At 41.1% G+C, this 23,517-nt stretch carries 20 protein-coding genes; 14 read left to right on the forward strand and 6 right to left on the reverse strand.

The window, feature by feature from the left end; translation table 11 throughout:
- Positions 1-39: 39 nt before the first annotated feature.
- From AC1D0K_RS22265 to AC1D0K_RS22275, 3 genes are all read right to left on the reverse strand, one after another.
- Positions 40-1,926: a S9 family peptidase gene (locus tag AC1D0K_RS22265; protein WP_477397166.1), complete on the reverse strand. Its 1,887-nt coding sequence runs from the start codon at positions 1,924-1,926 to the stop codon at positions 40-42.
- 275 nt (positions 1,927-2,201) lie between these two features.
- The gene (locus AC1D0K_RS22270; RefSeq protein ID WP_295714936.1) at positions 2,202-2,699 is read right to left on the reverse strand and encodes an FKBP-type peptidyl-prolyl cis-trans isomerase; all 498 of its coding nucleotides are present in this window, start codon (positions 2,697-2,699) and stop codon (positions 2,202-2,204) included.
- Between the two features lie 26 nt (positions 2,700-2,725).
- Positions 2,726-4,735 carry a thioredoxin domain-containing protein gene (locus tag AC1D0K_RS22275; protein WP_477397169.1) on the reverse strand — a complete coding sequence of 670 codons (2,010 nt, stop codon included), beginning with the start codon at positions 4,733-4,735 and terminating at the stop codon, positions 2,726-2,728.
- Positions 4,736-4,802: 67 nt separating this feature from the next.
- Between AC1D0K_RS22275 and AC1D0K_RS22280 the strand changes: the two genes are divergently transcribed.
- Positions 4,803-6,959 (forward strand): M1 family metallopeptidase, encoded by a 2,157-nt coding sequence (locus AC1D0K_RS22280; RefSeq protein WP_477397171.1) that lies wholly within the window; start codon positions 4,803-4,805, stop codon positions 6,957-6,959.
- A 361-nt stretch (positions 6,960-7,320) separates the two neighbouring features.
- Here AC1D0K_RS22280 and tnpA read toward each other — a convergent pair whose 3' ends face one another.
- Positions 7,321-7,782 carry an IS200/IS605 family transposase gene (gene tnpA, locus AC1D0K_RS22285; protein WP_295714943.1) on the reverse strand — a complete coding sequence of 154 codons (462 nt, stop codon included), beginning with the start codon at positions 7,780-7,782 and terminating at the stop codon, positions 7,321-7,323.
- Positions 7,783-8,745: 963 nt separating this feature from the next.
- On the opposite strand from tnpA, the gene arsB reads away from it, so the two are divergent.
- Together arsB and AC1D0K_RS22295 are read left to right on the forward strand one after the other, a co-directional pair.
- The gene (gene arsB / locus AC1D0K_RS22290) at positions 8,746-9,831 is read left to right on the forward strand and encodes an ACR3 family arsenite efflux transporter (protein WP_477397174.1); all 1,086 of its coding nucleotides are present in this window, start codon (positions 8,746-8,748) and stop codon (positions 9,829-9,831) included.
- Entirely contained in the window at positions 9,831-10,568 is a 738-nt protein-coding gene (locus AC1D0K_RS22295) for a metallophosphoesterase family protein (protein WP_477397176.1), read from the forward strand. The genes arsB and AC1D0K_RS22295 overlap by 1 nt, the downstream gene beginning before the upstream one ends.
- A gap of 92 nt (positions 10,569-10,660) precedes the next feature.
- On the opposite strand, the gene AC1D0K_RS22300 is transcribed toward AC1D0K_RS22295, so the two are convergent.
- Complete coding sequence (locus AC1D0K_RS22300) at positions 10,661-12,877, reverse strand: transferrin receptor-like dimerization domain-containing protein (protein ID WP_477397178.1); 2,217 nt, start codon at positions 12,875-12,877, stop codon at positions 10,661-10,663.
- A 194-nt stretch (positions 12,878-13,071) separates the two neighbouring features.
- Here AC1D0K_RS22300 and AC1D0K_RS22305 point away from each other — a divergent pair, with 194 nt between their 5' ends.
- From AC1D0K_RS22305 to AC1D0K_RS22320, 4 genes are all read left to right on the forward strand, one after another.
- Positions 13,072-13,464 carry a hypothetical protein gene (locus AC1D0K_RS22305; protein WP_477397180.1) on the forward strand — a complete coding sequence of 131 codons (393 nt, stop codon included), beginning with the start codon at positions 13,072-13,074 and terminating at the stop codon, positions 13,462-13,464.
- Between the two features lie 155 nt (positions 13,465-13,619).
- A complete protein-coding gene (locus tag AC1D0K_RS22310) occupies positions 13,620-15,914 on the forward strand; it encodes an ATP-dependent helicase (RefSeq protein WP_477431641.1) in 2,295 nt (764 codons plus the stop codon).
- A gap of 138 nt (positions 15,915-16,052) precedes the next feature.
- Positions 16,053-16,421 (forward strand): helix-turn-helix domain-containing protein, encoded by a 369-nt coding sequence (locus AC1D0K_RS22315; protein WP_295714961.1) that lies wholly within the window; start codon positions 16,053-16,055, stop codon positions 16,419-16,421.
- 232 nt (positions 16,422-16,653) lie between these two features.
- The gene (locus AC1D0K_RS22320) at positions 16,654-16,959 is read left to right on the forward strand and encodes a hypothetical protein (RefSeq protein ID WP_477397184.1); all 306 of its coding nucleotides are present in this window, start codon (positions 16,654-16,656) and stop codon (positions 16,957-16,959) included.
- Between the two features lie 385 nt (positions 16,960-17,344).
- On the opposite strand, the gene AC1D0K_RS22325 is transcribed toward AC1D0K_RS22320, so the two are convergent.
- On the reverse strand, positions 17,345-18,784 hold the full coding sequence (locus AC1D0K_RS22325; protein ID WP_295714967.1) for a tetratricopeptide repeat protein: 1,440 nt from the start codon (positions 18,782-18,784) through the stop codon (positions 17,345-17,347).
- 568 nt (positions 18,785-19,352) lie between these two features.
- Between AC1D0K_RS22325 and AC1D0K_RS22330 the strand changes: the two genes are divergently transcribed.
- The 7 genes from AC1D0K_RS22330 to AC1D0K_RS22360 all read left to right on the forward strand — a co-directional run bounded on the left by AC1D0K_RS22330 (position 19,353) and on the right by AC1D0K_RS22360 (position 22,990).
- Positions 19,353-19,508, forward strand: coding sequence for a hypothetical protein (locus AC1D0K_RS22330; protein ID WP_295714970.1), 156 nt, complete (start codon positions 19,353-19,355; stop codon positions 19,506-19,508).
- Between the two features lie 69 nt (positions 19,509-19,577).
- A complete protein-coding gene (locus AC1D0K_RS22335; RefSeq protein WP_295714972.1) occupies positions 19,578-19,721 on the forward strand; it encodes a hypothetical protein in 144 nt (47 codons plus the stop codon).
- A 44-nt stretch (positions 19,722-19,765) separates the two neighbouring features.
- Positions 19,766-19,921 carry a hypothetical protein gene (locus AC1D0K_RS22340; protein ID WP_295714975.1) on the forward strand — a complete coding sequence of 52 codons (156 nt, stop codon included), beginning with the start codon at positions 19,766-19,768 and terminating at the stop codon, positions 19,919-19,921.
- A gap of 67 nt (positions 19,922-19,988) precedes the next feature.
- A complete protein-coding gene (locus AC1D0K_RS22345) occupies positions 19,989-20,783 on the forward strand; it encodes a hypothetical protein (protein ID WP_477441566.1) in 795 nt (264 codons plus the stop codon).
- A gap of 52 nt (positions 20,784-20,835) precedes the next feature.
- The gene (locus tag AC1D0K_RS22350; protein ID WP_295714981.1) at positions 20,836-21,006 is read left to right on the forward strand and encodes a hypothetical protein; all 171 of its coding nucleotides are present in this window, start codon (positions 20,836-20,838) and stop codon (positions 21,004-21,006) included.
- A gap of 338 nt (positions 21,007-21,344) precedes the next feature.
- A complete protein-coding gene (locus tag AC1D0K_RS22355) occupies positions 21,345-22,715 on the forward strand; it encodes a dipeptidase (protein WP_477397830.1) in 1,371 nt (456 codons plus the stop codon).
- A gap of 74 nt (positions 22,716-22,789) precedes the next feature.
- Positions 22,790-22,990 (forward strand): hypothetical protein, encoded by a 201-nt coding sequence (locus AC1D0K_RS22360; protein WP_477397828.1) that lies wholly within the window; start codon positions 22,790-22,792, stop codon positions 22,988-22,990.
- Positions 22,991-23,517 lie beyond the last annotated feature (527 nt).

Raw genomic sequence — 23,517 nt, forward strand, 5'->3', positions numbered from 1 at the left:
GGTATGAAACCTTTTCTCTTTAAGCTATGCGTGTCTTTCTTACTTCTTCTCCATCAAATACTTATCCAAAAACGCCAGTATCTTATTAGCGGTAGTAATCAGGTTTTCTTTTTTCTGGAAACCGTGGCCTTCATTGGGGTAGGTAATATATTCAACCGGTACTCCGTTCTTTTTAACGCCATCTACAATTTCCTTACTTTCTATAGGTAATACCCGCACATCATTCATTCCCTGAAAAACAATTAATGGTTTATTGATGGTTTGGTAATGAAACAGCGGCGATATTTTTTTAAGGTGTACACTATCGGCTGTGTATGGGTCGCCTAACTCATCATATAAAGCCTTACGCTCGGCTTCCCAGTATGGAGGGATACTTTTGAGCGTGCGCATCCAGTTGGCAACACCAAACATATCAACTCCCACTTTAAACTCATTAGGGTGAAAAGCCAATGCGCCCAATACCATGCACCCGCCATAGCTGCCGCCCATAATGCCTATTTTTGCTGTATCAATATAAGCCTGTTGCTGCAGCCATTTTTTACCCCAGATGCAATCTTTCAGGTCGCCATTGCTGTGGTCTTTGTTATCCAGCTTATAAAACGTTTTGCCATAACCGCTACTGCCCCGGTTATTAACCGCCAGCACAGCATAACCATGGTTTACCAGGAACTGAATCTGGTTACTAAAGCCGAAATTGCTTTGCCCGCCCGGACCACCATGTATCAACAATATAGCAGGCACCGGGTGCTCTTTGGTTGCATTTTTGGGTTTGTAGTAAATGGCAGGAATCTCCAGGCCATCAAAAGATTTAAAGTGAACCACTTCGGCCGATACCAGGTCATCTGTATTTACTGCCGGGTTAAGTGTACGAGTAATTGGTTTTAACTCCTTTTTTTCGAAATTATAAACGTATAGATTATTGGGACTAACGCTGCTGCCTACCGTAAGCATCATATTTTTTTCACTTGGCGAAAACACAGCCGATTTAACTTCACCATCCTTTACTTCCGGAAAATCGAGTTGCTTGCCCGTTTTATTATCAAACAACAACACGTTGGTTTTACCATCTGCATTTACGTACACGGTATAGTACTTTTCCAGGTCGCTAAGTTCCATCCCAACCACATCCCAGGTGGTTGAATAAACTTTTGAAGTTGCCCCTGTATTCAGGTTGTATTTTACCAGATAACTAAACTCGCTGCCATCGTTGGTAATATAGTACAGGCTCGAATCGCCTTTGGTAAACGCGGCAGGGTACCAGGTAGCCTCTTTATCGTTGCTTAGTTTTTTGACTGCCTTTGTCGTCCTGTCGTAAATATAAAGCTCATTTTTATCGGTAGTGATAGATTTGATGAGGGAAATGTACCGCTCCGACTTGGAAACCGGCCCAGGTGAATACCCGCCATCATTTTGATAAAGCAGCTCTGCATTCCAGGTTTTTACATCCAGCTTGTAAATATCGTTGAATTTGGGGTCGCGTTTATTACTGGTAATGTACAGGAACTTTTTATCAGCGCTCCATCCATCGGTACCATTGGTGGTGTTGGCCCACGGTGTAAGATCTTTCACCGCCGATCCATTAGCCTTTTGCAGATAGATATGGTAATTTTCGTTACCTCCCTGATCTGCGCTATATAAAAAGTCATTGGTACCCGGCACATACCCAATTGCAAAGTACGAATCCTTTACCGAGTGCGTGAGTGGTTTTGAGGCGGTATCAGCAATGTTTATGGCGGAGAGATTAAATATCCCTGTGCTGTTATCATCAACCAGCACCTTGGTTTCGTCGGCATTAAAACCGGCGCCATTTATCGCTTTATTGTTATACAATTGCTCAATGGAGTATGATTTTACTGCAGTGGGCTTATCAGAGTTGCTGCACGCGCTAAATAAAATAGCCAGTGCAAATAAGGATAGGTATTTCATTTTACATCTAATTTTCAGCAAGTTATGTGAAATTATTTGAAAAACAAAGGAACTTTATCCAATCCATATTTTAAATAAAGGGGTTAATTTTTCATCTCCCGCGAGGTTAGCGCAGCGTAACTCGTGGGAGCCATGGTTTAAGCCTTTGGCTTAGTTCAGCTGAAAGCTGAAACCATATAGGCCACGAGTTAGAACCTCGCGGCAGTTTGTTTTTTGCACAAAAAAAGCCCGCTATTTGCATAACGGGCTTTTCAAATATTATACGTTCGTTAAAATTAGTGAGCGTGGTGACCATCAGCGCCATGTGCATGGCCATGTGATAATTCTTCTGGTGTGGCTGGGCGTACATTAAGGATACTGCCTTTGAAATGCAATTCCTGGCCAGCCATAGGGTGGTTTAGGTCAACAATTACAGAATCTTCGGCAATTGATACTACCTGTGCCTGGAAACGGTTGCCATTATTATCCTGTAAAGGTAAAATGCTGCCAATTTCAGGAACTTCAGTTCCCTGGAACATTTCTTTAGGCAGGTTGGCTACTGCTTCTTCATCATATTCGCCGTAAGCATCCTGAGCTGACAGGCGAAATTCATAAGCATCACCAGTTGATAGGGTGCTTAAATTTTCTTCAAATTTGGGCAGCATCTGGCCGGCACCAAACAAAAAGGTTAAAGGTTGTTCTTGTGTGGCACTTTCCGTTAACGTTTCGGTACCATCCTGGTCAACATACAAATCGTAAGTTAATGACACTACGTGCTGTGGTTCAATTTTCATTGTAAAGTATTTTTATAAATAAGCAATCAAGCCTGCATTTGTTTTAATGCGTCGGCCGTGTTATTAGCAGGTAATCCGCAGGTTTTATCTTTACAAACAAAAATTTGTGTTGATTTACCAAACTTATCCTGTAACAAAGGTAAACTTCCTTTTGTACCTCCCAAGATTATTTTATTGGGGAAGTAATTATTTTCAAGTTCCTTTCTTACAGGTTCAGCTTCGGGGCCGGTTACTGCAACTTCATATATACCAAAAACTTCATCAAGCAATAACATAGTCCAGTTTGAATAGGCCGTACCATATTTTGCCAACTGCGGCATAATGTTGCGTAACAGCTGTTCCGAAACCGCTGCATAACTTTCATCATCAAAAAGCAGGCCTAATTTTTTCAGAACGCGCGCCATAGCCGAATTACTGGCCGGTGTAACACCATCCATAATTTCTGATTTGCGGGCTATCAGCTGTTCATCATCATCGGCGGTATAAAAGAAAACACCGTTCTTCTCATCATAATAATGGGTTATAGCGGTATCTGTAAGGGCTTTTGCCTGTTGCAGCCAATGCTCATCAAAGGTAACCTCGTAAGTGGCTATCAACCCATCAATAATGTTGGCATAATCATCCAAAAACGCAACCGGAATTTCCCCTGCCGTATTGCTATTGTAAACCCGTGATAGTCTGCCATTTTGACCTAAAAGATTATCCAGGATGAAATTAGCATTCTTTAAAACAAGCTCCAGGTACTCAGGTTTATCAAATGCCCGGTAGGCTTCACAAAGCCCTTTTAGCATCAAACCATTCCACGAGGCCAGTATCTTATTATCCAAACCCGGCCTGATGCGGTGGCGACGGGCTTCGAAAACTTTTTTGCGGGATGCTTTTACCTGCGATAGCAGATCATCAACTCCCAACCCCAATTTTTTGGCCAATTGCTCATCAGTTTCCTTGCGGAACAATACGTTGGATTGCTCCTCCTCCCAGTTGCCATCTTCGGTAATATGGTAGTAGATACAGAACAGGTCGGCATCATCGCCCAGGATCTCTTCTATCTGTGTTTTAGTAAAAATATAAAACTTACCCTCTACGCCTTCGCTATCGGCATCAAGCGCCGAGTAAAAGCCAAGATCCGGCGAGGCCAGTTCTTTAACGGCAAAATGGATGATCTCATCAACTACCCTTTCGTAGAGTTCATCGGGCTGCCAGGTATAAGCTTCGGCATATAAACTGATGAGCTGAGCATTATCATAAAGCATTTTCTCGAAATGCGGTACATGCCACCTGCCATCAACAGAATAACGGGCAAAACCGCCGCCTATATGATCATAAATTCCGCCATAGGCCATTTTATGCAGCGTGAGTTTTACCTGTTTGGCAATTTCCTCATCCTGCATCAAATGCGCGTAACGCATCAGCAGCAGCCAGTTATTGGGCATCGGGAATTTGGGCGCATTCCCTGTGCCGCCTTCGTATTTATCAAAATATCGTTTCCAGGTGTCGGCTATCAGCTTTAAATCGTCTTTAGTATGCGCAGGCTGTTCGGCTATAAATTGTACCGACTCATATTTCTGGATTCCCTCAGTTAATCGTACCGCATATTCTTCCGCTTCATCTGGTTTTTGCTTGTAAAAATCGGCCAGGTTAAAGAGCAGCGATGTCCAGTCGTTTTTACGAAAGTAAGTGCCGCCATAAATGGGTCTTTGATCTGGCAGGCAGATACAGTTTAGCGGCCAGCCGCCACGACCACTCATCAGCTGCACGGCGCTCATGTATATCTGGTCTACATCGGGGCGCTCTTCCCTATCTACCTTAATACAAACAAAATATTCGTTCATTACCGTGGCCACGGCTTCGTCCTCAAAGCTTTCGTGCTCCATTACGTGGCACCAGTGGCAGGCAGAATAACCAATGCTCACCAATATCAGCTTGTTTTCGGCTTTAGCCTTATCAAGCGCCTCTTTACCCCATGGGTACCAGTTTACAGGATTATTGGCGTGCTGCAATAAATATGGGGATGTGGAATTTGCCAGTTTGTTCATGGTAAATAGGTATCAAAGTTTTGCAAATGCGAATATAAATGTACCTGTAGGTTAAATAGGTTTTAATTTGAAAAGTTTTACCCCGCAGTGTTATTGCATGGCGCAGGCCGGGTTCGGGTCTACCCTCGCAATGCCCGCGTCGTCCGGTAACATTCCCATTACAACTTCGCCAATCAACCACAATCACAGCACTATAAGTACTCCCATTACCAATTTCACAAATTATTTCCCTTTCTTTGCGCCTTTATTATCAAATTCAAAAATGCGCTATTTTAAACTGATCAACATTTTAGGCGCCTTTGGCTTGTTTGCAATGGCAAACCCGGCATCGGCACAAACAGACTCTATAAAGTATGACCACCAGGACCTTTTTGGCCCTATCACCTGGCCGGTTACCGGGCAGGGAACACGATCAAACAGCGGCAAGCCTTCGCCAACCTACTGGCAAAACCGTGCCGATTACCAGATCAAAGCTGCTCTTAACGAAGGCAAGGACACTACTATTACCGGCGAAGTAACTATTACCTACACCAATAACAGCCCTGATCAACTGGATTACTTGTGGTTACAACTGGACCAAAACCTGTTTAAACCCGATTCTCGCGGTGCTGCCGTTACCCCGGTTACGGGCGATCGTTTTGATGTGCGTGGCTTTAGCTGCGGAGGCTATCATATAGGCTCGGTTGATGTTACTTACAAAGGTCAAACTTATAAAGTTATTCCTGTAATTACTGATGCCCGCATGCAGTTACGCCTAAACGCGCCAATGGATGGCAAAGGCGAAAAAATACAGGTAAAGATCAACTATGATTTTGCTATCCCTTTTTATGGTGCCGACCGCATGGGCCGCAAAAAGTTTAAACAAGGCTACGTTTACGAAATTGCCCAATGGTACCCGCGCATGTGCGTTTACGATGACGTGGAAGGCTGGAACACCCTACCCTACATGGGCCTGGGCGAGTTTTATTGCGAATACGGCGATTTTGATTATTACATAACCGCACCTGCCAATATGGTGGTTGTAGGATCGGGCGATTTACAAAACCCCGAAGAGGTTTTATCACCGGCCCAATTGAGCCGTTTGGCCGATGCCAAAACCAGCGATAAAACTGTAATGCTGATTAAAGAAAACGAAGTTGGCAAATCATCAACCCGTCCGTTTAAAGGTACTTTAACCTGGCACTATAAAATGGAGAATAGTCGCGATGTGGCATTTGGTGCATCAAACGCGTTTATATGGGATGCCGCTAAGGTTAATTTCCCATCGGGCCGTAAAGGTATTGCCATGTCTGCCTACCCTGTGGAGAGTGCCGGTGTAGATGGCTGGGGCCGCTCAACCGAGTACCTGAAAAACAGCATGGAAATTTACTCAAAAGCTTATTTTGAATATCCATGGAACTCTGCCGTAAACGTATCTGGCGTTGCCCTGGGTATGGAGTATCCGGGCGCTATATTTTGCCTGAGCAATTTAAAGAAAGGCCAGCTTTGGGGCGACGTGACGCACGAAATAGGCCACAACTGGTTCCCGATGATAGTGGGCTCAAACGAGCGTAAATATATGTGGATGGATGAAGGCTTTAACACTTTCATCAATGAATATGCTTCACAGCAATTTAATAAAGGTGAGTATAACGATACCACCAAAATGGCTCAGCGCATTTTGGGCATGTTCCGCAACAGCAAAGATCCACTGATGACTGCTCCGGAGGCTATAGGCCTGAATGATTATGGCCAGTATTATGTAAAAACCGCTTTGGGTATGGATATGCTGCGCAATGTGGTATTAGGACCAGAGCGTTTTGACTATGCCTTCCATGAATATATCAAGAACTGGGCATTTAAACACCCACTACCAGCCGACCTTTTCCGTGCCATGAATGATGCCAGCGGCGAAGACCTTAACTGGTTTTGGAAAGCTTGGTTTACTACCACATGGAAGCTTGATCAGGCTATCAGCAGCGTTAAATACATAGATGATAATGCGGCTAACGGCGCGCTGATCACCATCACCAATAACGAAAAAATGGCTATGCCTGTTGATTTGAAAATTACCCAGGCCAACGGTAAAACCGAAACGTTGCATTTACCTGTAAACGTTTGGCAACGCGGCGGTGTGTGGACGTTTAAATATCAGTCAACCTCCACAATAAAATCAATGGTGATTGATCCTAATCACGAACTGCCCGATGTTAACCTGAAAAACAACGTTTACTACGGCGAGTAATTCTAATTAGTGAATTGCTGATTTAGTGAATTAGTGATTTGCTTTTGGGCATTTTAAATAGCGATGGGTTGAGGCTCATCGCTATTTTTTTGTGATATCAATTCGTTCTTTTGGCGAGTATGTGTTATACGTACGAAAGTCATGGAATTGAATTTCATTCATCCGGGCAACCAGCTCTCCAAACTATCTTTTCATTAAAGGGCCATCGGCCCGGATCATGTTGTAACAACGGGTTAAAACCCGTTGCCATGGGCAGAGCGAATATACAAGTCAAACCTACCTCTTGTTCAACGGGTTAAAACCCGTTGTTACAATATTCGTCGAGGCGATGCCTCTATTACTAATAGGTATGGGCGAATAGCTATATCAAGTCCTGAAAAATATACTGCTCATCAAATTCGACGTTGAATTTTTTTAAAAAATCTAAATACTCATCTCTGAACGTTTGCTTTTTATGATGTTCTTCCTGCTTTTGAATGTATTTATAAACCTTATCAATCTGCGAATGGCTGTATGAAAATACGCCATAGCCTTCCTGCCATTCAAAACGCTCGGAGGTTAACGAGTGATCATTAATATATTTGGACGATTTTGCTTTTACGGTTTTCATTAATTCAGAAACGGAAACCACCGGTTTTAACCCGATAAAACAATGCACATGATCTTCCACTCCATTTACAATAATGGTTTTGCAATTAGCTTCACTGATTAAATTACCAATTACACCAAAGAATTTTTCCTTCCACTCTTTTTCAATTATCGCCTGGCGGTATTTAACTGCAAAAACTGTTTGAATGTAAATTTGATGGTAAGTATTTGCCATTTTGTTTTCGGTTAAATCATTAATTAGTTTTTTTATATGAGTCGAACCTACGGTTCTTATTTATATCCTTCACGTCTTGTTCAACGGATTAAAATCCGTTGTTACAATATCTGTCGAGGCTATGCCTCTGATTCATTCGCTTAATCATTTTTTCATTAAAAGTGCCATCGGCACGATACATTTTGTAACAACGGGTTTTAACCCGTTGCCTGTAGACCCAATACAAATCAAAAGTGCCATCAGCACGGACAATATTAATAATTTATACAAGCCGAACCTACGGTTCTCATTGGCATTCTTCTCGTATTTTTCAACGGATTAAAATCCGCTGTTACAATATCTGTCGAGGCGATGCCTCCGTTTTTTTCGCTTAAATAGTTGATTTTTAATAGATGGTGTGATATCAATTTCTTTAATATCCGTTTGCTTTTCCGTAACCCTTCATCATCACAAGTTAATAATATTCCCGCGTCTCAACCAATAAGTACTACTAAGAAAATCATCAGGTAATTTTCATTTTTCTCAACATTCTTTTACTGTTGCACTTAGTGTTTATTCTCATTTCCCTATCAATTTTTTCATTTAAGTGCCATCGGCACGGATCATGTTGTAACAACGGGTTTTAACCCGTTGCCTGTAACCCTACCACAAATCAAAAGTGCCATCGGCACGGACAATATTAATAATTTAGCAAACCGAACCTACTGTTCTTATTGCTATTCTTCACCCCATTTCAACGGATTAAAATCCGTTGTTATAATATTTATCAAGGCGATGCCTCTGGCCTTCTCACTAAATAGTTAGTTTTAATAGATACCCTCATATCAATTGCGCTCTCTTTTAAAAAAGATACCTTTTTTATTCAAACATTAATCGTAATATTGCAATATAATAATTAGATAAAAACGAATCTTATAGAAGATCTAAACACGCTTCATTAAAACACGAATTATACTTTAATATATGGCAGCAAATAACTGTGCCCCGGTGGCCGAACGAAAACAATTAAGTTTTCTTGACCGATACCTTACTTTGTGGATCTTTCTTGCTATGGCTATAGGGGTAGCTGTAGGCTATTTTATTCCATCATCATCTGGTTTTATAAATTCTTTTTCCAGCGGAACTACCAATATCCCCCTGGCAATAGGCCTGATCCTGATGATGTACCCACCGCTTGCCAAAGTGAGATATGAGAACATGGGCGAAGTATTTAAGGATACAAAAGTATTGAGCGCATCACTGGTATTAAACTGGGTAATTGGTCCTATCCTGATGTTTATATTAGCGATAACGCTTTTACGTGATCATCCCGCTTATATGGTAGGTTTAATTCTGATAGGCCTTGCCCGCTGTATTGCGATGGTGGTGGTATGGAACGAATTGGCAGAGGGTAACCGTGAATATGCAGCAGGGTTAATTGCCTTAAACAGTATTTTCCAGGTATTGCTTTACAGCGTTTACGCTTATGTATTTATAACCGTATTGCCGCCTCTTTTTGGCTTGAAAGGATTAGCCGTCAATATAACCATATCTGAAATTGCAAAAAGCGTTGGTATTTACCTCGGTATCCCTTTTGCAGCGGGTATTATCAGCAGATATGCTTTAATTAAAATTAAGGGAAAGCAATGGTTCCAAACTAAATATGTCCCTTTTATTTCTCCCATAACCTTAATTGCCTTGCTGTTTACTATTGTGGTAATGTTTAGTTTAAAAGGTAACTTAATTGTTCAAATCCCTTTTGATGTGCTGCGCATCGCCATCCCGTTGGTAATTTACTTTACCATCATGTTCATCTTGAGTTTCTTTATCGGTAAATCGTTTGGTGCCGATTACTCAAAAAGTACTTCTATTGCATTCACGGCCACCGGTAACAACTTTGAATTAGCAATTGCAGTAGCCATTGGCGTTTTTGGTATTAATTCGGGTGAAGCCTTTGCAGGGGTTATCGGCCCCTTAGTAGAAGTACCTGCATTGATCGCTTTGGTTAACCTTGCTTTTTATTTCCGAAAAAAATATTACACCTCTAAAACTCAAACTGCAGTACAATAATGAGAATTGCCCTTTTTTCGGATATTCACGCAAATCTGCCGGCGTTGGAGGCATTCTTCGCCGATGTAGCAACCAGGAATACTGATGCTATTTATTGCCTTGGCGATCTGGTTGGTTACAACATTTGGCCTAACGAGGTAATTGCCGAAATCCGTAAACGAGGTATCGCTACCCTCGCCGGTAATCATGATCTGAAAGTGAAGAAATTGGTTACCACCGATCAAAGCCTTGGTGAACCAGGAAAAACCCATGCCTATCATTTGATTGATGAGACAGGTCGTCAGTATCTATCAACCCTACCTGCACATATTCGCCTTGAATTTAAAATGATAGATGAGGCCGTAAATATTGTACTGGCTCATGGCAGTACCCGGAGCGTTGATGAATACGTTTTGGAAGATTTGGATGAAACCTATGTACTTGAAATGATGGCAGAAGCGAATGCCGATATTCTGTGTATCGGTCATTCGCATAAACCTTATCATCGTATCCTCAAAGCCGGCAACCAACAATTCAGGCATGTTATCAATATCGGCTCTGTAGGCAAACCAAAAGATGGCAACCCAGCAGGATGCTATGTAATATTAAACCTGGATATGACCAGTTCGATAACTGACAGGGATAGTATTACAGTGGAATTTATAAGAGTTGCTTACGATGTTGAACAAGCAGCAATGGCTATTGAACAAAGCTTATTGCCAGATGAATTTGCCGATCGGTTAAGAAAGGCCTATTAAAACAACATTCTATAAATTCCACTGAAAGCCAACTATCCATTTAGTAGTCTCGTGAAGCTGCTAAATGGGTAGTTCACTTGTGATTTCTTTCCTTACTTCGCCCCCATCGCCAAATACCCGGCCAATGCGTTAATCCTCCCGGCTACAACCCCTATCTGCTGCTTAACTTCATCCCAGTTACGTTGCTCAATAGCTTCGCGGATGCCGGGGAGCGTTTTAACACCATAGCCGGTGTAAAAGCCCGGCGCATAAATAGTGTGGCGGTACCAGCTTCGACGCGGCAAACCATCTACCGAAAGTAATTGCTGCTCGGCCTGGTAAAGCAATTTGTTTAGCTTATCATGGTCGCCATTTTTAAGTGTAGCAGCGGCCCAATAAGTGGCCAGTTTATCCGCGCTTTTCTTTAATGAATCCAGGGCGCCGGTTAGCGGTTTAAAATCTATTTGCGGCACTTCGCTTTTAGCTGCCGGGGCCTTGTACAGGTGTGTTGGGTCGGCAGCCAGGGTATAGTCGTTGGCTTTTATCAGTTGGTTATCTATAGCAGTGGCGTCGCGGGTATCATTTGCCAGTTTCGTTAATTCGGTAGCATACTTGCTGATTGTAGTTTGCAAACTCCTGAAATCAAATGGCAGTACATCGGCATCTGCCATACGCAATACCGAGTGGCCTGCAGTTTGCGATAGCGCCACACCATAGGCAAAATCAGGATCTTTAAAGCGTTTGTAATCATCAAACGAATCATAGATGGAGTGATATTCGCCACCTCCATCCTCACCACCGAAACCAAAATCAAGCGTAGGGATACCCAGATGCTGCAGGAACGATGAGAAATCTGATCCTGAACCCAGCGCTTCCAGCTTCTCGCCCTTACGTTCCAAAATTTCTTTTTTATCACTGGTTGATTTGGCGTTAACCAATTCCATTGCCTTTTTACGATCAAACACACTTACTTTGGTTTGTGGGTCGGTTATCCCGCGGGTTATCTCGTCAATAAAGCTTTCCAATGCCTGCGAACCGCTTGCACCTAAAAACCCGCGACCATTGCTATCTGAGTTGATATAAACCACAGCCTTTTGCTGCAATTCCTTATCATGATCTTCTGCAAACTCGGTAGAGCCTAATAAACCGGGCTCTTCCCCGTCCCATGAGCAATAAATAATGCTGCGCTTTGGTTTCCAGCCGGTTTTAAGCAGGTCGCCAAGGGCTTTTGTTTCCTCAATCATAGCGGCTTGTCCACTTATGGGGTCGTTGGCACCGTTTACCCAGGCATCATGGTGGTTACCGCGCATCACCCACTCATCCGGGTAAGTGGAACCTTTAATTTGGGCTATTACATCATAGGCCGGTACCATATCCCAGTTAAATTCCATTTTAAGGTGTACCGTGGCTTTACCCCCACCAATATGGTAAGTTATAGGCAGGGAACCGGCCCAACCTGCAGGCGCAACCGGCCCATCCAAAGCGGCCAGTAAAGGTTGTGCATCATGATAACTGATGGGCAGCACCGGTATTTTCAATATCGTGGTGGCATCTTTCCTATCCAGGCGTTTGGCATCTTTGGTAGCAACAACGCCCGGTGTAAGCGGATCGCCGGGATAGATCACCATATCCATCACGGAACCACGCTGAACGCCAAATTCATTTTTATAGGCTCCTTTTGGATACACATCACCCGCCGAGTAACCATCATCAGCAGGATCTGAATAAATGATACAGCCAATGGCCCCATGCTCATAGGCTACCTTTGGCTTTATGCCACGCCATGAGCGGCCATATTTGGCAATTACTATTTTACCTTTTACATCAATACCCATGGCAGCCAGCTTCTCGTAATCATCGGGCAGCCCATAGTTTACAAACACCAGCTCACCATTCACATCACCATCCGCGCTCCAGGCATTATAGGTTGGCAACTGGTTGGCTTGCCCCGATGTTGCATCCTCTGCCAACGTGGGCTCTTTTAATAAAGCGGTATAGCTTGCCGGGCCTGAAAGTTCCAATACCCTTGTTTTGGGCGTAGGGTAAAGTACAGTATAGGTTTCTATATGTGCATCAAGCCCATAGCTTTTATACATGGCCAATATTTTTTCGGCTACGGCCTTGCTACCCGGCGAACCTATATTATGCGGAAATGCCGAAAGCGTTTTAATGGTTTCGCCAATACGTTGCGCGCTCAGGGATGCATCAAATGATTTTTCGGCAGCCAATTGTTTGGCCGACGATGCAGGGGTGAAGCCGATTAATGTTTTTTGCTGCGCGAAAGCAGTGGCAGAAAGCGCCAGTAAACCAAGAGTAAGGGTTTTCTTCATGACAATGTATATGGTTGATGCGTGAAGATAGTAAATTTGGTATAGATTGTATTTCATGGGATGTAAAAATGGTGATGGGCTGAGTTGGATGCCGATTATAGGTATTACCGTATAAAACCGTTAGTCCCTTTTACTAAATAGACATAAACTTTATGCCTCATCAATATTTGTTTGTTATTTAGTAAAATAACAAAATGGTACATAAAGAAATAGTTTCAGGGATTGAACTAACCTTAACCAATGCTCAAGAGATACTGAGTATGGGAGGTCCATATACAGTTGATGTTTACAAGGGTGATAAGCTGATATCAGACAATTGTATTGCTGATAACTTTATTTTCAAAGAAGATTTAAAGCTTTTGTTTTTTGTAAAATATCATCAAATCAATTCATTTCCATACTTCACTATTAACTTTTATAATATTGACAATGACACTGTATTTGAATTTTACAGGGAATTTGACATGCTGCATTTAAAACAATTTTTAAGCGCGAGTGAACTTGAAATACACATTGCCTTTCATGGACAATTTAACTACCAAGGGCAAATATTTAATATTGATAACGAGGATCTTAGACAAGTTTAAATTTCAGACTTCCCGATTGGCTGAAAAGCCAAATTTTCTTTTATCCACCTTTAAATCACCATTGTTAATATTTTTATCACGTCCACCGGCAATCTTACTTTCCCCTTTCGTCGCAAAACCTTAATTTCGCTGTTTCAAGAAAAGAGGAAAAGATTTTGGATTATTTACAGGGTTTAAACCCCGAACAACGGGCAGCGGTAGAACAAACTGAAGGACCGGTGATGATCATTGCCGGTGCCGGATCTGGCAAAACAAGGGTAATTACATACAGGGTGGCTCACCTTATTCGTAAAGGTGTGGATTCATTTAATATACTGGTTTTAACATTTACCAATAAAGCCGCGCGCGAAATGCGCGAACGTATTACCCATGTAGTGGGTGGCGAGGCTAAAAACATCTGGATGGGTACCTTCCACTCGGTTTTTGCCAAGCTGTTACGTGTAGAAGCCGAAAAAATTGGCTACCCAAGTAACTTTACCATTTATGATACAGACGATAGCAAAAGCGTACTGCGTGCCATTATCAAAGAATTGAACCTTGATGATAAGCTGTACGCCGTAAACTTTGTACTTAACCGTATCTCTGCATCAAAAAATAACCTGATCTCGTTTAGGGAATATAATAAAAATGAGCAGATCCAGGCCGATGATATGTCGACAGGCCGCGGGCAACTGGGCAAAATTTACGAAATGTATGCCACCCGTTGTTTCCGTGCCGGCGCTATGGATTTTGACGACTTACTGTACAAAACCAACGAGCTGCTTAAACTGCATCCCGAAGTACTGAACAAATACCAGCACAAGTTTAAATACCTGATGGTGGATGAGTACCAGGATACCAACTTTTCGCAATACCTTATTGTGAAAAAACTGGCCGCTGTTAACGAGAATTTATGCGTTGTAGGTGATGACGCGCAAAGTATTTACGCATTTCGTGGCGCCAACATCCAAAACATCCTCAACTTTGAAAAGGATTACCCGGATTTGAAGGTATTTAAGCTGGAGCAAAACTACCGGTCGACACAAAATATTGTGCATGTGGCCAACAGCATCATCAGCAACAATAAGGAGCAACTTAAAAAGAACGTTTTCAGCGAAAAAGAAGCCGGAGATAAAATAAAGATAATGCGCGCCTTCAGCGATAACGAAGAAGGCAAAATGGTAGCCGAAGCTATTATGCAGGATCGGAGCCTGAAGGGTAAAAACTGGAATAATTTTGCCATTCTTTACCGTACCAACGCCCAGTCGCGCTCTATGGAGGAGGCTCTGCGCAAGCTGGGGATCCCTTATAAAATATATGGAGGCTTGTCCTTTTATCAGCGTAAAGAGATCAAGGATCTGATAGGCTACTTCCGCCTAACTTTTAACCCCAATGATGAGGAAGCGCTTAAACGCGTTATCAACTACCCTAAAAGGGGCATAGGCGATACCACGGTTGACAAAATCATTGTAAGTGCCGATCATCACAAAGTTACCCCATGGGAGGTGATTGTGGATCCGGTTCAATATTTCGACGGGAAAGCATCTCCATCACTGAGCAACTTTGCCACCATGATTCAAAGTTTCCAGGTTTTGACAAAAACTAAATCGGCATATGAATCGGCATTATACATAGCCCAACACTCGGGCCTGCTTAAAGATCTTTACGAGGATAAATCTGTAGAGGGGTTAAACCGCTATGAGAACATACAGGAATTACTGAATGGTATCAAGGAGTTTAGCGAGCGCGAAGACATAGAAGAAAAAGGTCTGGACATATTTATGCAGGATATTGCCCTGCTCACTAATGATGATAAGGACAAGAATAAAGATGCAGATACGGTATCGCTCATGACCATTCACAGTAGTAAGGGATTAGAGTTTTCGCAGGTGCATGTGGTAGGTTTAGAAGAAAATCTTTTCCCATCCCAGATGTCGCTCAACTCTCGCAGTGATCTGGAAGAAGAACGACGACTGTTTTACGTGGCTGTAACCCGTGCCGAAACTAAGCTTACTATAAGCTATGCTACTTCGCGTTTTAAATTTGGCACACTCATTAGCTGCGAACCAAGCCGCTTTTTGGATGAAATAGATGCCAAATACCTTGAACTGGATTACAGCGCCAAAACAACTACAAGCAACAATCCGTTTTTTGATGACGACCGCAAGGCCTGGACCAGTGGTAAACAAGCTGATGCTTTTTCAAAACCAAAACCGGCGACATCCGCGCCTGTAAAAACCACATCAATTTTGGCAAAAGCGCACGTAGTATCGCCAGATTTTAAACCGTCTGATACATCAAACCTGCAGGTGGGTATGGAAGTTGAGCACGAGCGTTTTGGTTTTGGCAAGGTGCAAAGCCTGGAGGGAACGAAGCCCGATATCAAGGCTACTATATTTTTTAAAGAAATTGGCCAAAAGCAACTGCTACTTAAATTTGCAAAGTTGAGTATTATCAATAATATGGCTTAGAAAGCCGCCCCAATTTTCGTGTATTTTTTTCCCCGTTTTGGAATAATTGTGCTTTGAAGACATATATTTAAAGCTAAATTAATAATGGCATAACGTTTGGATATCTTTTATTAACTGATTAATTATAGATAACCGAACATGAGCGACATCACTAAAAAAAAGACCAACAAATTTGTAGGTAAAAACATCAGAACCTTGCGTCATCAGCACGGTTGGAGCCAGGAAGATGTGGCAAACCGTTTAGGTATTTCTATCCCTGCATTTTCAAAAATTGAAACGGGTGTAACGGATATTAACTTATCACGGTTGGAACAAATTGCAAACATTTTTGAGCTTAACGTGGTGAACCTTCTTGCACTCGATGCAGGGGAAATTGATCTTACTCCATCAAACCTCAGTATCGCCCAAAAAAAGCTGGTTGACCGCGAATCGGAAATTGCAAACCTGCAGCGTAAAGTGATTTTACTTTATGAAGAACTGCGTGGTAAAAGCGCTTTAGCTGTTTAGTTTTAGTAATGTGTGTTGTAAAACTTACATTTACACATAGTTGATATACTAATTGCTACATTTATTTTAATGGCATTATTTTTCTTGTTAAATATTGATTAATATTATTTAACAAGAAGAAACTTTTGTAAAATTTAATGGTTGTATTAAACTTTAAAGGTTAATACCATTATTATTTAACTTTTTGGAGTAAAAATTGTTACATGCTTTTCACCCAGAAAAACATGTACTTATGTCAAATTACCTGATATCTATTTCAAAAAACGAGGCGCTAAAGGACGGAACTATTCATGATCCTAACAGCAAGCTTAAGGTGAAGGCCTATGATATGCTGAAATCAAAGTTTAAACCCTGTAAAGGCGAAGTAAGGTTTTTTGTCACTGCAGGCGATGAAACCATCGCTTTTGAAACCCAGGGCTACAACAAAAAACACCGCCAGTTGCTTATCTTACAAATGATATCATGGTATTGTATTTACCTTGGCCTTTTTGAAGCCCAAATACACTCTACTTTTCCTATAGCTTTTAATCTAAATTAGTCTTTTTGGAGTAAGGAGCAAGGATTTTTGGAGCAAGGACAAAGGACTTTCGGACAAAGGACTATCGGACGAAGGACTTTTAGAGCAAGGATTCTTAGAGCAAGAACCAAAGGACTTTCAGAGAAAGGACGAAAGACGAAAAAATAAAGTATAAAATATAAAAAAACGGCCGGTGTATACCGTCCGTTTTTTGTTTAGCCATCATGAAAGCTCAAAGCATATCGGCTTAACCCTTCAAGATAAATCATAGAATCCGAAATCCCCCTTTATCTTTCGTCTGAAAGTCCTTTGTCCGAAAGTCTTTTGTCCAAAAATCCGTCGTCTAAAAGTCCTTCGTCCAAAAATCCTTGCTCTTTGCTCCAAAAAAAAACCTTGCTCCAAAAATCTACGTAGTGGTAGTACGCGATGGGTTATGTAGCATGTCGCTCATATCAATGATCTTTTCATCAATCTCTGATACGCATTTGTCCATCATTGAGATACATTCATGTTGATCTACCAAACCTTCCTTTTCAAGGTTGATAAGGCCGCGTAGCGTGGCTATAGGGCCCCTTATCTGGTGCGAGAGGTATGAGGAGTGCTCTGACAGCTTTCTGTTCTTAATCTGGAGATCTTTGGTACGCTCATCAATGATCTCTTCCAGATGGTGGTTAATGCGGTCGAGGTTGTCCTTCTGCCGGGATACTTCCCCATTAAGCAAAGTAAGCTGCGAATTGGTTTTAGCTTTGCGTTTTACATTACCAACCAATAACCCTATTACAACAAGTAAAAGGCCTGCAACTATGGTTACGGCCCAAAACTTGGTACGATCATACGCCTGCCGCTCGGCTACGCGCTCATTTTCTTTTATCTGCTCTTCCTGCTTGCGGGTAGCCTCAATCAGTTTCATTTGCACCGAAGTATTGGTCTTGAAAGTTGCACTATCAACCCGGTAAATCTCCCGCAAATAAAACAGCGCCTCATTATAGTTTTTACGATTATAAGCCAATTCATAATTGGTGTGCTTGTAATCATATTCAAGCTTAGGGTCATTAATCAATTGGGTATAGGCAACGCCTTCCTTAACAATCTTTTCTGCCTCATCAAATTTTTGCTGGTTCATATATAATGAGGCCAGCGTAAGGTCGATACTTGCAATCGGCTCGTTCAAATCAAGGTGCTTGGCGGCCGCGTTGGCCTCCAGTAACATAGCTAAAGCTTTATCGTATTGGTTCAACTTAAAATAAACTACTCCAATATTCTGTCCGCATTGAATTAGGTTTACAGAATCTTTTAGCTTGGAAAATATCGCTTTGCTTTGGCCATAGTATTTTAAAGCCTGGGTATAACTATTTCTGCGTGTATAAACGTTTCCTATATTTAAATTAAGGGCCGCAATTAAGCTTACATTATTAATTTTATTCGCGATAGCCAACGATTTAAAAAAATAATCCAGTGATTTGTTGGTATCATGGTCACGGTAAATATTACCCATGTTATTGTAAACCTTTGCCTCACCCCCCAAGTTATTAGCCTTTGTAAAAAAAGCCACCGCGTTTAAATAATTGCTAAATGCCTTTTCTGCCTGATCCATGTAAAACATGGCCAAGCCGGTAACCCTGTACGCCTCGGCTATACCGTTGTTATAGTTTATTTTGCGAGCCAGAACCATTGCCCTGTTTGCATCTGAAAGCGTTTGCTGAGGCTGGGTTAAGCGGTTATCATACGCTTGCTTATTAATGCGTATAACCTCACTTGTATCTCCTGTAATTGCCTCACCTAAATCTTTCGCATGTAAAGTAACCGCCGTACAAAAAAATAAAAGAAATACAAAGGCTTTTTTCATTAAAACACTGTTACGTTATATTGAATGTGAAAGTTATAAATTATACTGATATATACCTAAAACATCAGTAAAAACATTGTTGAAAATTATTTTATATTTATTAATAGAAAATTAAAAAACATATTTATATTTGCATTGTTAAATAACTGATATACAGTTAATTAATTGAGTATTATTGTGTATTTTGTAATATTTTTTGACATAAAAATAACGTTTCAAACTACGATTTAAAGTAGTGAAAAAAATCAAACGGCATTAATATGTTACTTAGTTTACCAATATGCTACCTAATGATGAATAAAATTAAAAGTATAACAATTCTTTTTTCTTAACAATTGGGTATAGTCTTTAAAAATAACAATTTATTTCAACAAAAATGTAAAAAAAAATATGAATAAAACTGTAAATATCTTACCATATTTTGATCAGTTTTTTTCACAAAAAAGAGAGTAAATCATAATCTAAAACAATTTTTACAGACCGGTAAATTTACCGCAACGTATTATTGGGCACATATGGTTAATTATTACTTAACAATTTAGAATACTAATATAAAATATTTATATATATGAAAAAAATCATCCTTTTAGCGTTGCTTGCATCAGGCACAGGAGTTTTATCATCAGCGGTTTTATTATCGCCAAAAAAAGCCGAACAGCCTATGGCCACAAGCTTTATAAAAAACGACCATGGGTTTAAAAAAGACCTGGCTTTTGCCGACTAATCTTTTATAAATCCACAACAAACATTAAAAATTAAGACAGTCCAGTATTCAAAATATTATTTAACGATCATGAAAAAGTTAATCACAATCATCTTGGCTATTTTATTCACCGGCGCCATCTCCTCATGCCAAAAAGAAAGGGTTGCCCCTGAAACTGCAGCATTACATTCATTTGGCTCAAGTGCAAGAAGAGACCTTGGTACAGCTGATTAATCTTAAACATGATTTATAAAAACATTTAAAAAATTAAAAACGACATGAAAAAATTTATCATCATAACCATTGTAAGCTTAACAGTAGCTACTGGTATTTTATCATCACAAACCACAACTAAACAAACTGTAAAACCCGAAGCCACAACCTTTGCTTCGTCATCAACAGCATTTAGAAAAGATTTAGGCCAGGCCGACTAATTAACAAACAACAATCATTTATAAACAAAAAATATTAATCAAAACTCTCTCACAACATATAATAATCATGAAAAAATCATCAATCATAGCAGCATTAGCATTAAGCACTTTTTTAACGTCATTTGTAAACGCAGAAACAACTCCTGCAAAAACTAAAACTCCACCAACTCAAAATACAGCTTTCACTGGCGGCCCTAAAAAAGACTTAGCTACTGCTGATTTTGCTTTCACTGGCGGTCCGAAAAAAGATTTAGCTACTGCTGACTTTGCTTTCACTGGTGGTCCGAAAAAAGACTTAGCTACTGCTGACTTTGCTTTCACTGGTGGTCCGAAAAAAGACTTAGCTACTGCTGACTTCGCTTTCACTGGCGGTCCTAAAAAAGACTTAGCTACTGCTGACTTCGCTTTCACTGGCGGTCCGAAAAAAGATTTAGCTACTGCCGACTTTGCTTTCACTGGCGGTCCTAAAAAAGACTTAGCTACTGCTGACTTCGCTTTCACTGGCGGTCCTAAAAAAGATTTAGCTACTGCTGATTTCGCTTTCACTGGTGGTCCGAAAAAAGATTTAGCTACTGCTGACTTTGCTTTCACTGGCGGTCCTAAAAAAGATTTAGCTACTGCTGACTTCGCTTTCACTGGTGGTCCGAAAAAAGACTTAGCTACTGCTGACTTCGCTTTCACTGGCGGTCCTAAAAAAGATTTAGCTACTGCTGACTTTGCTTTCACTGGCGGTCCGAAAAAAGACTTAGCTACTGCTGACTTCGCTTTCACTGGCGGTCCGAAAAAAGACTTAGCTACTGCTGACTTTGCTTTCACTGGCGGTCCTAAAAAAGACTTAGCTACTGCTGACTTTGCAGCATAATCAAATCATCTGCAGCAAAACAAATTAAACATCGTACTAACGCAACAACAACATGAAAAAGATAATTATCGCTATAGCCATCATATTAACTTCGGGCATAACTGCTTATTCATTAAGCACTAAAGAAAACACCAATACCAACTTAAAGACAAAACCAGAAACTGCCTCATTTACTGCCAAAGCAGGCCACGGCCCCAAGGCTGATCTTGCTACTGCGGATTAATTACTAAATTTAACCGCTTGCAGGTTGATGTGCTCTTCAACCTTTTTACAGGCGCTGGTAAATATAAAACCGCATGTTCATCCCTATAGGGTTCAGGGAACTTCAGTTACATTCACCATATAATAATGTAGCTTCTGTTAATTACCGTTTCAGAGCTTTAGGCCGGCAAAGAGTCCTTGTAAAATTTCACTTTCTTTTTTCAATAATTGATTAGTTTACTGCCGCTATCATGGTGATAGTAATTTTAAAAAGAGTGATCTTAAACTTTACAAAGCCGCCCCGCAATTAAGCCGCCCCAAATCAATAAACATCAATATATTTGCTGCAAACTTGATAATATGCAGCACATAAAGCAATATGTTGATGAGCACAGGCAACGTTTACTCGACGAATTATTTGCCCTCTTGCGTTTCCCCTCAGTTAGCGCCGATCCAAAATACAAAACAGATGTACTCCATACAGCCGACTATGTGGCGCAAAAACTGCGCGATGCCGGTGCCGACAATGTGGAGATTTGCCAAACAGCAGGCTATCCTATAGTTTATGGCGAAAAAATAATTGATGCCGGCAAACCCACAGTTTTGGTTTATGGTCATTATGATGTACAACCGGCAGATCCGCTGGAGTTATGGAAAACCCCGCCTTTTGAGCCTACCATTCGCGATGGCAAAATTTACGCGCGCGGCGCCTGCGATGATAAGGGGCAGTTTTACATGCACGTAAAAGCATTTGAACTGATGATGCAAACCAATACCCTTCCCTGCAATATCAAATTCATGATTGAAGGCGAGGAAGAAGTTGGCTCATCTAACCTTGCTATTTTTGTAAAAGCAAATAAAGAGAAGTTAAAGGCTGATGTTGTGCTGATATCCGATACATCGATGATCAGCATGGAGCATCCATCTTTAGAAACCGGCTTACGCGGTTTATCATACCTGGAGGTTGAAGTAACCGGCCCCAACCGCGATCTGCACTCTGGTGTTTACGGTGGAGCAGTGGCCAACCCCATCACCATTTTAACCAAAATGATAGCCTCACTTCACGATGAAAATAACCATATCACGATTCCCGGTTTTTATGATAGTGTAATTGAGCTTACTCCTGCCGAACGTACCGCGCTTAACAATGCGCCATACGATGAGGCAGCATACAAATCAGACCTGGATGTAGCCGAGCTTTGGGGCGAAAAAGGATATACCACCTTTGAACGCACCGGCACCCGCCCTACCCTTGAGGTTAATGGTATATGGGGTGGCTACATTGGCGAAGGCGCTAAAACCGTATTACCATCAAAGGCTCATGCCAAAATTTCGATGCGTTTGGTGCCTAACCAAACATCAGATGCCATAACAGAAATTTTCACCAAACATTTCCTGAGTATAGCACCCGCAAACGTGAAGGTAAAAGTAACGCCACACCATGGCGGCGAACCGGCGGTAACACCAACAGATAGTATTGCTTACCGTGCGGCCCAAAAAGCTATTTCCGAGTCGTTTGGCAAGGAGCCTATCCCAACCCGCGGTGGTGGCAGCATCCCGATAGTAGCCCTATTTGAAGCCGAGCTTGGCCTCAAAACTGTATTGATGGGTTTTGGCCTTGATAGTGACGCACTGCACTCACCAAATGAAAAATATGATATTTTCAACTATTACAAGGGAATTGAAACTATACCGTTATTTCATAAGTACTTTGCTGAGTTGAGCTTGTAAATTGAGGCTGTAGAAACCAAAAGAAATTGGATAAAAGGTAAAAAGGCATCATCCCGATAATTTGTTTTATTAAAATGATTTTTTTTTACATTTTATCCAAACAAATTGATAGCCAGGTAACTTATAATAACAACTTAGAACCTATTATTATGGAAACCAGGGAGAAATCAAAAGGTGAGGCAGCCAAAGATTTGAGCGCCCCCAAAGTAACCAAACAGGAAAAAGGTGACAGCACAAAAACTGTGGCCAAGAGAAAAAGAAAGCCGCTATTATAAAGAAATTTAAGCCCAAGCTAAAAGTCCGCTGAGTAATTATCTCAGCGGACTTTTTTTAGAGAGCCATATTTGCATCTGCCATGCCAATCACCTCAAAGTATTTGCTAATTGCAGCTATTAAACTCAAACAAAAGTCCGGAGGTATCTTTACTATAACACACAGCCCACACCGGCATCCTCCCAGTAAATAAAATAAAGGTCCTGCTTTTTTTGATCTGGGCGTAGTACCGGCACCCAAATCAAAAAAAATGCATATTACCTATAAAAAAGAGCAATTTTATCCCAAAAATTAAAACAAATTAACCCTTACGCAACGTATAAAAGGAGCACCTAAGCTTACTATTATGAAAAATAAGGAAAAAACAAAAGACGAGTCAGTCAAAGAAATGCTCAGTTCTAAGACTAAAAAGCAGGACAACCCCGAAACCGTAAAAGTTATTAACAAATGGAAGAAAAGACCTCTTCTGTGAAAGATATTTAACAAAATACTGTTAAAAAACTTTATCACGCCCTTACTTTTTTTTTAA

It is taken from the genome of Mucilaginibacter sp. P1_A3 (assembly GCF_056406855.1).

Coding starts and splice junctions, on each gene's coding strand:
- AC1D0K_RS22360 (WP_477397828.1), top strand. CDS start 22,790: ATGATTTTTTTTTACATTTTATCCAAACAAATTGATAGCCAGGTAACT.
- AC1D0K_RS22300 (WP_477397178.1), bottom strand. CDS start 12,877: ATGAAGAAAACCCTTACTCTTGGTTTACTGGCGCTTTCTGCCACTGCT.
- AC1D0K_RS22270 (WP_295714936.1), bottom strand. CDS start 2,699: ATGAAAATTGAACCACAGCACGTAGTGTCATTAACTTACGATTTGTAT.
- AC1D0K_RS22330 (WP_295714970.1), top strand. CDS start 19,353: ATGAAAAAAATCATCCTTTTAGCGTTGCTTGCATCAGGCACAGGAGTT.
- AC1D0K_RS22350 (WP_295714981.1), top strand. CDS start 20,836: ATGAAAAAGATAATTATCGCTATAGCCATCATATTAACTTCGGGCATA.
- AC1D0K_RS22325 (WP_295714967.1), bottom strand. CDS start 18,784: ATGAAAAAAGCCTTTGTATTTCTTTTATTTTTTTGTACGGCGGTTACT.
- AC1D0K_RS22295 (WP_477397176.1), top strand. CDS start 9,831: ATGAGAATTGCCCTTTTTTCGGATATTCACGCAAATCTGCCGGCGTTG.
- AC1D0K_RS22340 (WP_295714975.1), top strand. CDS start 19,766: ATGAAAAAATTTATCATCATAACCATTGTAAGCTTAACAGTAGCTACT.
- AC1D0K_RS22320 (WP_477397184.1), top strand. CDS start 16,654: ATGTCAAATTACCTGATATCTATTTCAAAAAACGAGGCGCTAAAGGAC.
- AC1D0K_RS22345 (WP_477441566.1), top strand. CDS start 19,989: ATGAAAAAATCATCAATCATAGCAGCATTAGCATTAAGCACTTTTTTA.
- tnpA (WP_295714943.1), bottom strand. CDS start 7,782: ATGGCAAATACTTACCATCAAATTTACATTCAAACAGTTTTTGCAGTT.
- AC1D0K_RS22315 (WP_295714961.1), top strand. CDS start 16,053: ATGAGCGACATCACTAAAAAAAAGACCAACAAATTTGTAGGTAAAAAC.
- AC1D0K_RS22305 (WP_477397180.1), top strand. CDS start 13,072: ATGGTACATAAAGAAATAGTTTCAGGGATTGAACTAACCTTAACCAAT.
- AC1D0K_RS22275 (WP_477397169.1), bottom strand. CDS start 4,735: ATGAACAAACTGGCAAATTCCACATCCCCATATTTATTGCAGCACGCC.
- AC1D0K_RS22355 (WP_477397830.1), top strand. CDS start 21,345: ATGCAGCACATAAAGCAATATGTTGATGAGCACAGGCAACGTTTACTC.
- AC1D0K_RS22335 (WP_295714972.1), top strand. CDS start 19,578: ATGAAAAAGTTAATCACAATCATCTTGGCTATTTTATTCACCGGCGCC.
- AC1D0K_RS22265 (WP_477397166.1), bottom strand. CDS start 1,926: ATGAAATACCTATCCTTATTTGCACTGGCTATTTTATTTAGCGCGTGC.
- arsB (WP_477397174.1), top strand. CDS start 8,746: ATGGCAGCAAATAACTGTGCCCCGGTGGCCGAACGAAAACAATTAAGT.